Raw genomic sequence first — 15,389 nt, 5'->3', positions numbered from 1 at the left:
AACCAGCGGTTTGTGACAGAACGTTCAAGACCGACATTTGATGGACGTTTTGAAGGTTAGAAACAAAAAATACGGCGCCGAAACCGACGCCGCAATTTGCGTTACAGCAATAAGGCCTAGTTGCCCGCGCTTTCCATCTTCCGGTTGGCGATGACCTCTTCCAGCCAGCCGAGTTTCATTTCTGGCACAGAGCTCAGCAGCAGGTCGGTGTAGTCGTCAAACGGTGGAGACAACACGTCTGTCTTGCCGCCGTAGCGCACAACCTCACCCTGATACATCACGGCGATGGAGTCTGCGATGGCCTTCACCGTCGCAAGGTCGTGTGTGATGAACAGATAGGCGACGTCCTCGATCTTCTGAAGGTCCAGAAGCAACTTGAGAATGCCGTCCGCCACCAGTGGGTCCAGCGCGCTTGTCACCTCGTCGCAAATGATCATCTTCGGCTTTGCCGCCAACGCGCGTGCGATACAGACACGTTGTTTCTGACCACCTGACAGTTCCGCAGGATAGCGATCAATGAAGCCTGCGCCCATCTCGATCTCATCCAGTAGCTCCACAATGCGTTTGCGTTTTTCGGCGCCGCGCAGACCAAAGTAGAACTCAAGTGGCCGACCAATGATTGTGCCGACGGTTTGGCGCGGGTTCATCGCAACGTCTGCCATCTGGTAGATCATTTGCAACTCGCGTAGATCCTCCTTGGATCGTCCGCCGAGATCCTTGCTCAGGTCGCGACCGGCAAAATGGACGCTTCCGTTACTTTGCGGCAATAGACCTGTGATGACTCGAGCCAAGGTGGATTTACCAGACCCACTCTCACCAACCACTGCGAGTGTTTGTCCCGGATGCAACTCAACATTGATGTTCTTGAGTACGTCAAAGTTGGTGCCCTTATAGCGCGCGGTGATGTTCTTTACCTTCAGAACGGGCTCTGGTGTTGGTGTCTTTTCCGCATGCTCGATCGAGCGCACTGAAACCAAGGCCTTGGTGTACTCCTCCTGAGGATTGTTGATGATCTGATCGACTGAGCCGTATTCGACCATGTCGCCCATCTTCAGAACAAGAATGTCGTCGCTCACCTGCGCCACAACCGCGAGGTCATGGGTGATGTAGAGCGCCGCCACACCAGTGTCGCGAATGGCTTCCTTGATCGCCATCAACACGTCGATTTGCGTGGTCACATCCAACGCGGTTGTCGGTTCGTCAAACACCACCAAATCCGGCTCGGGGCAAAGCGCAAGTGCGGTCATGCATCGCTGCAACTGCCCGCCAGACACTTGGTGCGGATAGCGGTTACCGATGTTTTCTGGATCGGGAAGGCCCAACTTGCGGAACAACTCCACAGCGCGACGCTCCGCCTCTTTCTTGGAAAACTTGCCTTGCAGGATCGCGGCTTCGGTCACCTGATCCATGATCTTTTTGGCAGGGTTGAAAGATGCGGCAGCAGACTGGCTCACATAGGTCACCTCACCGCCACGCAGGGCGCGTACGTCGGCGTTTGTGGTCTTCAGGATGTCTCGCCCGTTGACCCAAACTTCGCCGCCAGTGATTTTTACGCCACCACGCCCGTAGGCCATAGAAGCCAGGCCAATAGTCGACTTGCCTGCACCGGACTCGCCAATGAGGCCCAGCACTTTGCCTTTCTCAACCTCAAAGCTCACGCCATGTACGATCTCAATGTCGTGCGGTTTTTCGCCCGGAGGATACACCGTTGCGCCAATCTTGAGGTTTTGGACTTTGAGAAGCTTATCGCTCATCCGCGGCCTCCTTTCAGCGAAGTTGTGCGGTTCAGGATCCAGTCAGCGACAAGATTCACTGAGATCGCCAGTGTTGCGATGGCAACTGCGGGATAAAGCGCCGCGCCAATGCCGTAGACGATACCATCCGCGTTTTCTTTGACGATTCCCCCCCAGTCCGCTTGGGGGGGCTGAACGCCGAGGCCCAGGAATGACAGGGTGGAGACAAACAGAACCATAAAGATGAAGCGCAGGCCCATTTCCGCGATCAACGGAGACAAAGCGTTTGGCAGGATTTCCCGGAAGATGATCCAGCCGCGGCCTTCGCCGCGTAGCTTTGCAGCTTCAACGTAATCCATAACGTTGATGTCCACGGCTACGGCGCGCGCCAGACGGTATACGCGCGTGCTGTCCAACAGGCCCATAACTACGATCAGTACAGGCACTGTTACTGGCATGACCGACAAGACGACCAAAGCAAAGATCAACGAAGGGATCGACATTATTAGGTCCACGAAACGGCTCATGGCCTGATCCGCCCAACCGCCAAGCACAGCGGCAAGGAAGCCAAGGATGGAGCCTGTTGTGAAACTCAAGATGGTTGCAGCCGTAGCGATAAAGATCGTTGTACGTCCGCCGTAGATCATGCGGCTGAGCAAGTCGCGGCCAAGGTTGTCGGTCCCAAGCAAAAACTCGGAGGACGGTGGCAGCCACACATCGCGGCTGACCACTTCCGCCATGCCATAAGGCGCAATCCAGGGCGCAAAGATGGCGACGAAAAAGTACGCGAAAGTGAAGATGAGCCCGATTAGGGCAGCTATGGGTATTCTCATAACGTTTCCCCTATTTCGGATGCCGCAAGCGCGGGTTGGCGACGATCGACACGATGTCGGCGAACATGTTGAGACCGATATAGACAGCCGCAAAGATCAGGCCGCAGGCTTGAACAACGGGAATATCGCGTTTGGACACGTGATCGACCAGAAACTGCCCCATGCCCGGGTAGGTAAAGACCACTTCGATCACCACTACGCCCACCACGAGATAGGCAAGGTTGAGCATGACCACGTTCACAACCGGCGCGATGGAGTTCGGGAACGCATGTTTCCAAATAATCGTAAACATGCGCAGACCTTTGAGCTCTGCAGTTTCGATGTAAGCCGATTGCATTACGTTCAAAATCGCGGCGCGTGTCATGCGCATCATGTGCGCGAGAACGACCAGCGTAAGTACCGCGATTGGGATCGATATTGTGTGCAGTTTTTCACCAAGGCTCATGCTGTCGTTGATCGTGGTCACAGAAGGCGCCCAACGCAGACGCACGGAAACGAAGAAGATGGCGACATAAGCGATGAGGAACTCAGGGACAGAAATGGATGCCAGAGTGACCGCGGAGATCAGCTTGTCCGGCCAACGTTCGCGATAGCGTACGGCAATCAAACCAAGCAAAATCGCAAGAGGCACAGAGATGATCGCGGCCCAAAAGGCCAGGAACAAGGTGTTTCCGAGACGTTTGCCTATTGATTCAGCAATGTCTTTGCCGCTGGTGAGGGAGGTTCCCAGATCACCTTGCAGCACGCCGCCCAGCCAGTTGAAGTAGCGCTGAATTGGCGGGTCGTTCAACCCAAGATCGCGACGCATGTTGGCAAGCGCTTCGGGCGTGGCGGATTGTCCGAGAATTTGTTGCGCCACGTCTCCTGGCAAGATGATGGTGCCAGAAAAAATCAGGATCGAGACGAGGAAGAGCAGAAGCAGGCCCAGCGCAATGCGCTGGGCCAATAGTTTTAAAAGGAGCGACATATCAGCCTGTCACCCACATACGCTGTGCCGCGTAACCGTTCATCAAGGAGAAGCCGGCAACGCCTTCAACCCAACCGCCGATCTTGTCGTTGTGGGCGTCGATGAAGTCGTTGAACATCGGACAGATCAGACCACCTTCATTGCGGACCATCATGCCCATGTCGGCATACATGGACTTGCGCTTGTCCTGATCAAGCTCTGCGCGGGCTGCAATCAGAAGCTTGTCAAAGCTTTCGCTCTTGTAGCGCGTGTCGTTCCAGTCGGCGGTAGACAGATACGCGGTTGTGAACATCTGATCCTGCGTGGAGCGGCCACCCCAGTAACTGGTGCAGAACGGTTTGTTGTTCCAAACTTCAGACCAGTAACCGTCGTTAGGCTCACGTTTGATTTCCAACTCGATGCCGGCAGCCTTCAATGACTGCTGGAACAGGGCTGCCGCATCCGGTGCACCCGGGAAGGAGTTGTCAGACGTGCGCAGCAGGACTGGGCCTTCGTGGCCGGATTTTTTGAAGTGCGCGGCCGCTTTCTCCGGATCATATTCACGCTGTTCCATCTCCTGATACATCGGGTAGGCCGCGTTGATCGGAGAGTCGTTGCCGACGGAACCATAGCCAAACAGTATTTTGTCGACCATTTCCTGACGGTTGATGCCGTATTTCAGCGCCATCATCAGATCCGGGTTGTCAAACGGTGCCGTGTTCACATGCGCAATAAACACGTAGTGGCCAGGGCCTGCGGTGGAAGCAACGGTGATACCCGGTGCGCGAGATACTAGGCCAGCGGTACGCGGCGGTACGCGGTCGATGATGTCGACCTGACCGGATTGAAGCGCAGCAACACGCGCGGTGTTGTCGTTGATCACCAGCATTTCGATGGTGTCCGCGTGACCGATGTCGCCCCAATAGTTCGGGTTCTTTTCCGCCACAAAGCGCACGCCCATATCAACTTCTTTCATGATATAGGGGCCGGTACCGATCGCTGCGTCAGGCGCATCTTTGCCACCGTTCGGCTGCACGATCAGGTGATAGTCGCTCATCAGGTATGGCAGGTCAGCGTTGCCGTTGTTCAGTTCGATGATCACGTCACGGCCGTTGGTGCTGACATTCTTGATGTCGCGCAGTAGGCCAAGCGCACCGGATTTGGATTCTTCTCCCGAGTGACGATCCAGCATCGCCGCAGCGTCTGCCGCTGTGACTTCCTGACCGTTGGAGAAGGTGATGCCATGACGGATTGTGAAGGTCCATGTTTTGGCGTCGGCAGAGGCTTCAAAACTTTCTGCAACTTTACCCTGCAGACCGCCATCGTCGGTCAGCTCAACCAGTGGCTCACCCCACATGCGGATCAGGTTGACCGCAACGGTGTTAGTTGCCAGTGCCGGATCTAGGCTGTCGGTAGTAGAGCCGCCCTGTAGACCCATACGCAATGTACCGCCCTTTTGAGGGCCCGCCGCGTGCACTGCACTTGCCAGCATTGTGTTAGCCGCGGCAGCCGAAACGCCCAGTGCACCCGCGCGGCCGAGGAACTTACGGCGCGTGATTGTGCCCAAGGCAGCCTGACGGCTTAGGAACTTAAGCTCTTCATTCATTTGGAAACTCCCATGTTGAATCTTTTGTTTTTCTTCATGCTGCGGCCCGCTCGCGACACAAATCAAGAAAAATGTGTCAAAGCTCACAAAGTTTTCGTCGACTCTATGCGATCGAGTGGTTGCCTCAGCCATGTCTTCAGGAAACCGTCATATCATGGTTCAAAACCGACAGGTATGACGTTTTCAGACTTTCACGAAATTGTCGCCGGACAGAGAGGTTTTCGCCTTAAAGGGGAGTTTTTGAGTGTTGATAATCGCATGAGGCAGGCAAGAAATATGCTTACCCTACGGCACTTAAGGGTTGGGGCGCGCCGATCAGAAGAAGCGTGCGGCACGTTTACCAGGTTTTCTACGCGCTATTCGGCCGCCAGTTTCTGGCGCGTACCCGCCAAGAGTGCAGCCAACTCGGGGCGGCAGGATCCACAGTTTGTCCCTGCGGACAGAGCCGTGCCAATTTGCTCAACCGAGATCAAATTTCGACGCTCTATCGCGGACAAAATGGTGTTCACACCGACGTTGAAACAGGCGCAAACGGTCGGGCCTGGATCCACATGCGCCTTGCCTGGACGCCCTGCCAGAATGTGAGGGCTGTCTTGTCCCAAAAGCGATCCCGCAAAGTTGCGTGACACTTGAACCGGAACCCGATCCACAAACAATGCGCCGAAGAGCTTATTGTCTTTTTGAAAGGCTATGCGCGCGCGCCCTTTAGGGGCGTCAATCACACTGGTACATTCGAGCCCGTCGGCATGAAACAGGTTGCGGGCAAACTCTGTCCAGTCGTCTGGCATTTTGTCGTCGGCTAACTCGACTTGCCAGCCTGTGTTCAGCTTGGCTTTTGCCCAGTATCGGGTTGAAACGCTCATTTTGCAGGCGCTCACAGCGTAGCCATACCATTTGGCGCAGAATTTTGAGAGGCTGACGTAAGCGGACTTGCTGTCTGGCTGACCGGACACCGGGTCGACAACGGAAGGGACCAAATCGGATACGATGGACTGGGACGCAACCTCACCGGTCCAGTGTATCGGAGCGAAGACACTGCCTTGTGAGACGCGGTCGGTAATCAACGCTCTGAGAATTGCGACACCAAAGTCATTGCGCACTTCAATCAAGTCAGCGTCAGATACACCAAGGCTGTTCGCATCGCTCGGGTGAAGCTCTAAAAATGGCTCGCCATAGTGTTGGTTCAATCGAGACGCCCGCGCGGTCCGGGTCATCGTGTGCCATTGGTCACGTACGCGGCCTGTGTTGAGGCGGAATGTCTGAGCAACGCTATTAGGTACCAGTGCCGTTTGCTTAACCGGAACAAGACTTGCACGTTTTTCATGGGTAAAAAACTGGCCGTCACCAAAAAACCGTGATCGTTGCGTGTTTCCCTGACGGGGAAATGGCCATTTGGTTGGCGTCAAGTCCTCGTACTCAAGATCTGTGAGGCCTGCCAATCCGGAAATATCAAAATCCTTTCCGAGGCCTGCGGCATGTCCGGACAGCTCTGCGTGCTCGCGGAATATCTCTGCCGGACCTGAGTAGTTGAACCCGGTGGAGAAGCCCATGCGGCGGGCCACATCACACATTATATCCCAATCGTGCCGCGCTTGGCCTGGAGGAGGCAGCGCTGCTCTTTGCCGGCTGATTGTACGGTCCGAGTTGGTGACGGTCCCATCTTTCTCGCCCCAGCCAGTGGATGGCAAAACCACATCGGCAAGTTTTGCTGTGTCCGTGCTGGCAAACATGTCTGAGACAACCACAAAATCGCAATTAGCGATGGCGCCGCGCACTTTTCTAGCATTGGGCATACTTACGGCTGGGTTTGTACACATCACCCACAGAGCTTTGATTTTGCCAGACTCGACGGCGTCAAACATATCGACAGCCTTTAGTCCTTGTTGTGTCGGCATGGTTGGTGACTGCCAGAAGGTCTGCACGGTTTCTCGGTGTGTCGGATTCTCGATATCCAAGTGGCACGCAAGCATATTAGCAAGCCCCCCAACCTCACGCCCGCCCATCGCGTTAGGTTGCCCAGTCACCGAGAAGGGCCCGCTTCCAGGTTTGCCAATTCTTCCTGTTGCCAGATGACAGTTTATTATTGCGTTCACCTTGTCGGTGCCATGAACAGACTGGTTGACGCCCTGTGAGAAGATTGTGACGGCTTTCTCTGTGCTGAGCCAAAGTCGCGTGAAGGCGGCTAACTGCTGCTCAGACAGTCCGGTGACAGAAACATCTGTCATACTGGCGGTATCCAGCGTTTCGGCAAAGCCATCTGTGTGTTTGGTGACAAACGCTGCGTCCAAGGCCCCCTGAGCATAAGTTTGCGTAAACAGGTGATTGAACAGCGCAAGATCAGTGCCTGGTTCGAGTGCCAAGTGAAGGTCCGCAATATCACAGGTCGCAGTCCGGCGCGGGTCGATCACGACAACTTTCATCTCGGGCCGCTCAGCTTTGGCGGCTGCAATGCGCTGGTAGAGCACCGGATGGCACCAAGCTAAGTTCGAACCGGTAATGACTACGAGGTCCGCCAGCTCCAGATCTTCGTAGGTGCCAGGCACCGTGTCTGTTCCGAAGGCGCGTTTGTGACCAGCCACTGTAGAGGCCATACACAACCGCGAGTTGGTATCAATATTGGCAGAGCCGATGTAGCCTTTCATCAGCTTGTTTGCGACGTAGTAGTCTTCGGTCAACAGCTGACCAGAGACGTAAAACGCCACACTGTCAGGTCCATGCTCCGCAATCGTGGTGCGAAACTTTTCGGCCACCAGATCGAGCCCGTCATCCCAACTTGCGGGACGTTTGTCGATCTGCGGCGCGAGGAGACGACCGTCCGCAGTGACGGTTTCTCCGAGCGCCGACCCTTTGGAACATAGGCGGCCAAAGTTGGCCGGGTGATCAGGGTCCCCTTTGATGGTGAGCCCACCTGCACCGTCCGGCGTTGCCAACACGCCGCAGCCGGTGCCGCAATACGGACAAGTTGTGCAGATGTAATTGGTCATTCTGCCGCCACCGATGGGCTCACGGCAGTCGCCGAAATCAGAATGCGACCGTCTTCGCATTTGATGTCGTAGGTTGCGACTTTGCCTTCGTCGGCGCCTTGTGCTTCGCCAGTGGCGAGGTCAAAGACCCAATTGTACATTGGGTCAGTGACTTTCTCGTCGTGTTGGATGCCATTGGAGAGCGGTCCAGCTTTGCCTGGTAGATATTCATCCAAAGCGTAGACATTGTTCGTGGCCGTGCGGAACACAGCAATGTCGCCGCGATGTGTCCGAACCACCCTTGCGCCTCGCAAAGGGATGTCATTGATGCTGCCAATATCGATAAAATCGGTCATTCTGCGGCCACCTTTGTAAAGTCTGCAATCGGCGCAAATTCATGGGCGTCTTTGCCTTGTTTTGCGCGCTCCGCCCATGGGTCGATCTGGTAGAACTTCTGGGAATAGTGGAACCGTTCGGCCAGCGCCTTGCGGTTTTCCAGATCGTCGACAACCTGTTCCTTGACCCAATCAAGACCTACTTTGGCAATCCACTTGTATGGGCGATGCAGGTATTGCGCCCCTTCGCGATAAAGTTGGTAGAAGGCGCAGGACACCTCGATAGCCTCTTCTTCTGTCTCAACTTGCACCAGAAGATCAGTTTCCCGGAGGTCCAGACCTGCAGCGCCGCCGACGAGAATTTGGTAGCCGCTGTCTACGCAGATGATGCCGAGATCCTTACAAGTCGCCTCGGCGCAGTTGCGCGGGCAGCCACTCACAGCCAGCTTGAATTTATGCGGTGACCAGGCACCCCACATCGCGTCTTCGATCTTGATGCCCAAGCCAGTGCTGTCTTGCGTGCCAAAACGGCAATGCTCTGACCCCACACAGGTTTTCACAGTGCGCAGGCCTTTGGCATACGCTTGACCAGACATCATGCCAGCTTTGCCCAAGTCGTACCAAATCGCAGGCAAGTCTTCTTTTTTGACGCCCAGAAGGTCGATCCGTTGACCACCGGTAACTTTGACCGTCGGCACATCAAACTTGTCCGCAGCATCGGCAATGGCGCGCAGCTCGTCCGGCGTGGTGATCCCGCCCAACATGCGCGGCACAACCGAATAGGTGCCGTCTTTCTGAATGTTGGCGTGCACACGTTCGTTGATGAAACGGCTTTTGCCGTCGTCGTCGTACGTGCCGGGCCACGCCGCAACCATGTAATAGTTCAGCGCCGGGCGACAGACGTGGCAGCCGCAGGTGGTTTTCCAATCCAACTCCTGCATCGCTTGCGGGATGGACTTGAGTTCCTTGGCGACGATCAGCTTGCGCACGTCATCGTGCGACAGGTCGGTACACTTACAGACAACTTCCTTCTCAGGCATTTTGAAGCCGTCACCAAGGGTGACACCCAACAAATCGCCAACAAGGCCAAGACAGCTGCCACAAGACGAACCCGCTTTGGAGATGGCTTTGACATCGTCCAGCGTGTGGGCGCCGTCGTTGATGGCGGCGACGATTTGAGCTTTGGAAATGCCGTTACAACCACAGATTTCGGTATCATCCGGTAAGGCTGCAACGGCTGCCATAGGGTCCAGGGGGGACCCTCCCTGAAAAGCAGGACCAAAGATGAGCGTATCGCGCATCTCAGAGATGTCCTCTCGGTCTTTGATCAGGCCAAAGAACCAATTGCCGTCCGCTGTGTCGCCGTACATGACGGCGCCGACGATGCGGTTGTCTTCGATTACCAAGCGTTTGTAGACGCCGCGCGCCGGGTCGCGATACACGATGTCCTCACGGCCTTCTGCTTCGGCAAAATCGCCTGCGGAAAAAAGATCGCAGCCAGTGACTTTCAGCTTGGTAGCCACTTCTTTGTTCACAAAGGCCGCAGCTTCGCCAGCCAATGTTTTGGCGATTACCTTCGCTTGGTCATAAATCGGCGCGACCAAACCAAAGATGTCGCCGTTGTGTTCGACACATTCGCCAAGCGATAGGATGTTTTCGTCCGAGGTGACCATCTGGTCATCCACATGGATCCCGCGACCGGTTGCGAGACCCGCGTCAGCCGCCAGTGCGACGGAGGGGCGAATACCCACGGCCATGACCAGTAAATCACACGGCAGTTCAGTGCCATCATCCAGCAAGAGCGCTTTGACTTTGCCGTTTTCGCCAAGGATTTCCTTGGAGTTGGCAGAGCATTTGACGGTAATGCCTTTGTCCACCAGTGCCTTGCGCAACAAGTAGCCAGCCGCTTCGTCCAACTGGCGTTCCATCAGGTGTCCCATGATGTGCACCACCGTCACGTCCACACCGCGCAAGGCAAGGCCGGCAGCCGCCTCAAGGCCGAGAAGGCCGCCGCCAATCACCACGGCTTTGGCGTTTGGAACCTCGCCAAGTGAGATCATCGCGTTGGTGTCTTCGAGATCGCGATAGGCGATCACACCGTCAAGATCATGGCCAGGCAGCGGAATGATAAACGGGTTGGAACCGGTGGCGATGATGAGCTTGTCATAGGCAAGTACTTCGCCATTGTCAGATGTCACGGTCTGTGCGACCCGGTCGATGTTCACGACTTTTTCGCCAAAGCGTGTGGTAACACCATATTCCTCGTACCACTCGGCTGTGTGGGTGACGATCTCGTCAAAGGCCTTGTCGCCCGACAGAACCGGAGACAGCATGATCCGGTTGTAGGTGCCGCGGGGCTCGGCGTTGAAAAGAGTGACGTCGTAGGCGTCTGGGTTGGCCTCAAAGAGATGTTCGAGTGCGCGACCCGCGGCCATCCCGGCCCCAATGATGATGAGTTTCTGTGTCATAGCTTACTCCGCCGCGATGGCTTTGGATGGCTTTGGTTTGGGCTTTGCGCCGTGTTCGTACTCCTCAAGGAAATCAAGAACATCTTGGCGATAGCGGTAGTAGTCAGGGTGCTCGAGCAGGGCCTTACGGGTGCGAGGACGCGGCAGATCCACGTCCACGATTTTGCCGATTGTGGCCTGTGGACCGTTGGTCATCATGACAACGCGGTCGGCCAACAGAATGGCTTCGTCCACATCATGGGTCACGCAAATCGCGGTCACCTTGGTGCGGTCCCAGACTTCCATTAGAACCTCTTGCAGCTCCCAGCGGGTCAGGCTGTCGAGCATGCCAAAGGGTTCATCCAAAAGCAGAAGTTTCGGGGACAAAGCAAAGGCGCGGGCGATACCAACTCGCTGTTTCATGCCGTTGGACATGGAGTGTGCAGGGCGGTCCATGGCGTCGGCGAGGCCTACGCGTTCGAGGTAATATTCCACCACGTCCTGACGCTCACCTAGGCTGGCTTTGGGGTACACCTTGTCCACGCCAATCGCCACGTTTTCCTTGGCAGACAGCCATGGGAAGAGGTTGGGTGACTGGAACACCACGGCACGTTCTGGGTCTGCGCCCTCTACGTGGCGCCCATCGAGACGGATACCGCCTTTGGAAATCGGATTGAGACCTGCTGCCATGGTCAGAACGGTGGACTTACCACAGCCTGAGTGACCGATGAGCGAGATGAACTCGCCGCGCTGCACTTTCAGGTCGAAATCCTTAACCACGGTCAGCGGGCCTTTGGGCGTTGGATAGATCTTGTGCAGCTGCGAGAAGTCCAAGAAATTATGGTCGATCATCCCCTTTTGAGCATCTTTGACTGCCGCCGGGACACCGTGGATTGGCGTAACGTCGGGCAGCACTTTTTTGCCTTCCGCCTTGGCTGCAATGCCCACGTCCATCAGATACTTGGTGACTTCAGCACGAAGTTTCTTGAAGCCTTCGTGGTGGTTCATCTCCATACGATCCCGACGACGGGGGATGTCGACTTTGAACTCTTGGCCCAAGGTGCCGTCAGGGTTCAGCGCGATGATGCGGTCGGCGAGGATGATCGCTTCATCCACGTCGTTGGTGATCAGCACGCAGGTCTTTCTTTCCGCATCCCAGATCGCTTCGATCTCGTCCGCAAGGTTGGCGCGGGTCAGTGCATCCAACGCGCTAAGCGGTTCATCTAGAAGTAAAACTTCGGGGTTCATCGCCAAGGCGCGGGCCACGTTCACACGTTGGCGCATGCCGCCGGACAGCTCGGCTGGGCGGCGACTGGCGGCGTGAGAGAGACCAACCATTTTGATGTAGTGGTCAACACGCTCTTCTTTTTCGGCTTTGGGCATGTTGGGGAACACGCTGTCGAGCGCCAGGCGCACGTTGCCGTTCACCGTCAGCCAAGGCATCAGAGAGTAGCTTTGGAAAATCACGCCGCGCTCTGGACCCGGTTGGGTGATAGTTTCGTCCTTGAATGTCACGCTGCCAGAGGTGGGCATTTCAAGGCCCGCCATGAGGTTGATTAGCGTTGTTTTGCCAGAGCCGGAGAAGCCCAGGAGAACGAGGAACTCGCCCTCCTGCACTTCGAGATTGATGTTTTTCAGAACGCCGGTTTTGCCGGTGCCTTCGCCGAAGCTCTTGGAGACATTGTCAAATTTCAGAACACTCATGGCGATCACCGGTTTGATGTGAAGGTGAAGAGCGACTGGATCGCGTACATCAGACGGTCCAGCAGGAAGCCGATGATGCCGATGGTGAAGACCGCAACCATGATCTTGGCGAGCGAGCTGGACGAGCCGTTTTGGAACTCGTCCCAGACAAATTTGCCAAGGCCTGGGTTTTGCGCCAGCATCTCTGCTGCAATCAGAACCATCCAGCCGACACCCAAGGACAGACGCAGGCCGGTGAAGATCAGCGGCAGGGCGGACGGTAGCACGAGTTTGGTGATTTTGGTCCAAGTGTTCATCTTCAGAACCTTGGAAACGTTCACCAGATCCTTGTCGATGGAGGCCACACCCAGTGCGGTGTTGATCAGAGTTGGCCAGAGAGAACAAAGGGTTACGGTTATCGCCGAGGTCAAGAAGGACTTGGAGAACAAGCCGTCATCCACGGTGTAGGTGGCGGAGACCACCATGGTCACAATCGGGAGCCAAGCCAGTGGAGAGACCGGTTTGAAAATCTGGATCAGCGGGTTCACAGCGGCGTTAGCGTAAGGAGACAGGCCTGCCATGATGCCGATTGGCACGGCAATCACGGTGCCGATCAGGAAGCCAAAGAACACGGTTTTGATCGAAGTCCAGATCTGATCGTAGTAGCTTGGGCTGCCTGTGTACCTGATATCTTTAACTTTTTCAGGCTGGCCGTTGGCGATGAACTTGGCGTTGCGCTTCTCAACACGTTCGTTGAACTTCGCTTCTTTGGCCGCCTTGGCTTGGGCGTCTTCGTGCAGGAGCACGGCTTCGGTCCAGACCGCTTTGGGGCCGGGAACAGCGCCAAGGGAGGTTTGCACCTTGGGTGCAAGACTGCCCCAGAGCATCAGGAAGACGGCGATGGCCAGCAACGGAACGCCCAAAAGGCGCCAGATTTCAGCGGCTTGCGCTTTTGGGTTGTCTCCAGCAGCGGCTTTCAGAATGGGGGTGAGGAAACTGAGACCGATGACCTGAAACCAGGCGTCGGCCTTGTTGATGCGGGTGAAGAGGCGGGCGCGGCGGGCTTCGCGCTCTTCATCTGCGATGTTTTGCGGGTCGATTGTGGTCATTGGCGTGTCCGTGGCTCTGGGCGCTGTTGCGGTATTGGTTAATGCCGGGGAGCGGCTGATTTTGACGTCGGTATTTTGTCGGTATCGCGACTGTTTCGCGGAGGTGTGGTTTGGCGGGACGGGCGAGAGTTAACCGCCCGTCCGTTGCGTCGCGGGAGAAGGGGGGAGCCGTCCTTCCCGCGACGAGGCGCGTTAGCCTTGCACCTCAGTGCCGACGACACGTTGGTCGCCTTTCAGGCCGATTGGCAGGCTGTCGAGGTAGGCATTTGGTGTGCGGCCGTCGTAGGCGATGCCGTCGATGATGTCCTCAGACGGAGTTGGCGCTTTGTAGCCGTCGCTGTCCCATGGGAAGTCAGCTTCGTTGGCGAGACCTTCGTCCACCAGCAGGCGCGCGGCTTCGAGATAGATCGCAGGCTTGTAGACCGACTTTGCAACTTCGTCATACCAGCTGTCTGGCTTGGCTTCGGCGATCTGGCCCCAGCGGCGCATCTGGGTCAGATACCAAACCGCGTCGGAGTAGAACGGGTAGGTGGCGTTGTAGCGGAAGAACACGTTGAAGTCTGGCACCTCACGTTTGTCGCCCTTCTCGTATTCAAAGGTGCCGGTCATGGAGTTGGCGATCACGTCATAGTCCGCGCCGACATACTCCGGTTGGCTCAGGATGCGGACGGCCTCTTCGCGGTTGGCGTTGTCGTTTTCATCCAGCCACATCGCCGCGCGGATCAGCGCCTTGGTCACGGCCAGCGTGGTGTTTGGATATTTCTCGGCAAACTCGGCGTTCAGGCCGAAGACTTTCTCTGGATTGTTCTTCCAGAGTTCGTAGTCGGTGATCACAGGCACACCGATGCCTTTGAACACGGCCTGTTGGTTCCAAGGTTCCCCGACGCAGTAGCCGTAGATGGTGCCGGCTTCCATGGTGGCTGGCATCTGAGGCGGCGGAGTCACGGACAGCAGCACGTCTGCGCCAATCTGGCCGGTGATGTTTTCCGGGGAGTAGTAGCCTGGCTCCAGACCACCGGCGGCCAGCCAGTAACGCAGTTCGTAGTTGTGGGTGGAGACTGGGAAGACCATGCCCATGTTGAACGGCTTGCCTTCTGAGGTGTATTTCTCAACCACAGGTTTCAGCGCGGAGGCGGAGATTGGGTGCTGTGGACGGCCATCGTCCATCAGCGGCACGTGCGGCTTCATTTCTTCCCAGATCTGGTTGGACACGGTGATGCCGTTGCCGTTCAGATCCATAGAGAAAGGCGTGATGATATGCGCTTCCGTGCCGTAGCCAATGGTGGCGGCGAGTGGCTGACCTGCGAGCATGTGCGCGCCGTCCAATTGACCATCGATCACGCCGTCCAGCAGGACTTTCCAGTTGGCTTGGGCTTCGAGCGTCACGAAAAGGCCTTCGTCATCAAAATAGCCCTGCTCATAAGCCACGGCGAGCGGGGCCATGTCGGTCAGTTTGATGAAGCCAAAGGTCAGCTCATCTTTTTCGAGTTCCAGTTCTGCGAGGGCTGGAGACACGAACACGGTCGTGGCTGCCAGGATCGAAGCAATGCGTTTCATCTTACTGTCCTTCATGTTGTGCCCTTTGGATGGAGGAGAGGGCGGAAAACGAAAAAAGCCGCGCGACCAGCACCGAAGGAGGAATTTCGGCGGGTCGAGCGGCTTTGCTCAGATAGGTCCCCAATCATTCGGGGCGGTTTGCGTAGCGTCCTTGCTGCGCGTTGATGCCATTAGGCG

10 protein-coding genes are annotated in these 15,389 nt (G+C 56.3%); all 10 read right to left on the bottom strand.

The window, feature by feature from the left end; genetic code table 11:
- Positions 1-116: 116 nt before the first annotated feature.
- On the bottom strand, positions 117-1,754 hold the full coding sequence (locus MK208_RS12405) for an ABC transporter ATP-binding protein (protein ID WP_294116944.1): 1,638 nt from the start codon (positions 1,752-1,754) through the stop codon (positions 117-119).
- Positions 1,751-2,566, bottom strand: coding sequence for an ABC transporter permease (locus tag MK208_RS12400; RefSeq protein ID WP_168590965.1), 816 nt, complete (start codon positions 2,564-2,566; stop codon positions 1,751-1,753). The genes MK208_RS12405 and MK208_RS12400 overlap by 4 nt, the downstream gene beginning before the upstream one ends.
- A gap of 10 nt (positions 2,567-2,576) precedes the next feature.
- The gene (locus tag MK208_RS12395; RefSeq protein ID WP_294116943.1) at positions 2,577-3,533 is read right to left on the bottom strand and encodes an ABC transporter permease; all 957 of its coding nucleotides are present in this window, start codon (positions 3,531-3,533) and stop codon (positions 2,577-2,579) included.
- Position 3,534: 1 nt separating this feature from the next.
- Positions 3,535-5,118, bottom strand: coding sequence for an ABC transporter substrate-binding protein (locus MK208_RS12390; protein WP_294116942.1), 1,584 nt, complete (start codon positions 5,116-5,118; stop codon positions 3,535-3,537).
- Between the two features lie 356 nt (positions 5,119-5,474).
- Positions 5,475-8,102 (bottom strand): nitrate reductase, encoded by a 2,628-nt coding sequence (locus MK208_RS12385; protein ID WP_294116940.1) that lies wholly within the window; start codon positions 8,100-8,102, stop codon positions 5,475-5,477.
- The gene (gene nirD / locus MK208_RS12380; RefSeq protein ID WP_294116939.1) at positions 8,099-8,437 is read right to left on the bottom strand and encodes a nitrite reductase small subunit NirD; all 339 of its coding nucleotides are present in this window, start codon (positions 8,435-8,437) and stop codon (positions 8,099-8,101) included. The genes MK208_RS12385 and nirD overlap by 4 nt, the downstream gene beginning before the upstream one ends.
- Entirely contained in the window at positions 8,434-10,884 is a 2,451-nt protein-coding gene (nirB, locus tag MK208_RS12375) for a nitrite reductase large subunit NirB (RefSeq protein ID WP_294116938.1), read from the bottom strand. Before nirB ends, nirD begins: the two co-directional genes overlap by 4 nt.
- A gap of 3 nt (positions 10,885-10,887) precedes the next feature.
- Positions 10,888-12,567, bottom strand: a complete 1,680-nt coding sequence (locus MK208_RS12370) for an ABC transporter ATP-binding protein (protein WP_294116937.1) — start codon at positions 12,565-12,567, stop codon at positions 10,888-10,890.
- Between the two features lie 5 nt (positions 12,568-12,572).
- A complete protein-coding gene (locus tag MK208_RS12365; protein WP_294116935.1) occupies positions 12,573-13,655 on the bottom strand; it encodes an ABC transporter permease in 1,083 nt (360 codons plus the stop codon).
- A gap of 192 nt (positions 13,656-13,847) precedes the next feature.
- Complete coding sequence (locus MK208_RS12360; protein WP_294116932.1) at positions 13,848-15,212, bottom strand: CmpA/NrtA family ABC transporter substrate-binding protein; 1,365 nt, start codon at positions 15,210-15,212, stop codon at positions 13,848-13,850.
- Positions 15,213-15,389 lie beyond the last annotated feature (177 nt).

Origin of the sequence: Shimia sp. (assembly GCF_022448905.1) — a bacterium.
GTDB lineage: Bacteria > Pseudomonadota > Alphaproteobacteria > Rhodobacterales > Rhodobacteraceae > Shimia.
The sequence above is the reverse complement of the archived record's forward strand: the minus strand, read 5'-3'. Positions and strand labels throughout refer to the sequence as shown.

Coding starts and splice junctions, on each gene's coding strand:
- MK208_RS12405 (WP_294116944.1), bottom strand. CDS start 1,754: ATGAGCGATAAGCTTCTCAAAGTCCAAAACCTCAAGATTGGCGCAACG.
- MK208_RS12400 (WP_168590965.1), bottom strand. CDS start 2,566: ATGAGAATACCCATAGCTGCCCTAATCGGGCTCATCTTCACTTTCGCG.
- MK208_RS12395 (WP_294116943.1), bottom strand. CDS start 3,533: ATGTCGCTCCTTTTAAAACTATTGGCCCAGCGCATTGCGCTGGGCCTG.
- MK208_RS12390 (WP_294116942.1), bottom strand. CDS start 5,118: ATGAATGAAGAGCTTAAGTTCCTAAGCCGTCAGGCTGCCTTGGGCACA.
- MK208_RS12385 (WP_294116940.1), bottom strand. CDS start 8,102: ATGACCAATTACATCTGCACAACTTGTCCGTATTGCGGCACCGGCTGC.
- nirD (WP_294116939.1), bottom strand. CDS start 8,437: ATGACCGATTTTATCGATATTGGCAGCATCAATGACATCCCTTTGCGA.
- nirB (WP_294116938.1), bottom strand. CDS start 10,884: ATGACACAGAAACTCATCATCATTGGGGCCGGGATGGCCGCGGGTCGC.
- MK208_RS12370 (WP_294116937.1), bottom strand. CDS start 12,567: ATGAGTGTTCTGAAATTTGACAATGTCTCCAAGAGCTTCGGCGAAGGC.
- MK208_RS12365 (WP_294116935.1), bottom strand. CDS start 13,655: ATGACCACAATCGACCCGCAAAACATCGCAGATGAAGAGCGCGAAGCC.
- MK208_RS12360 (WP_294116932.1), bottom strand. CDS start 15,212: ATGAAACGCATTGCTTCGATCCTGGCAGCCACGACCGTGTTCGTGTCT.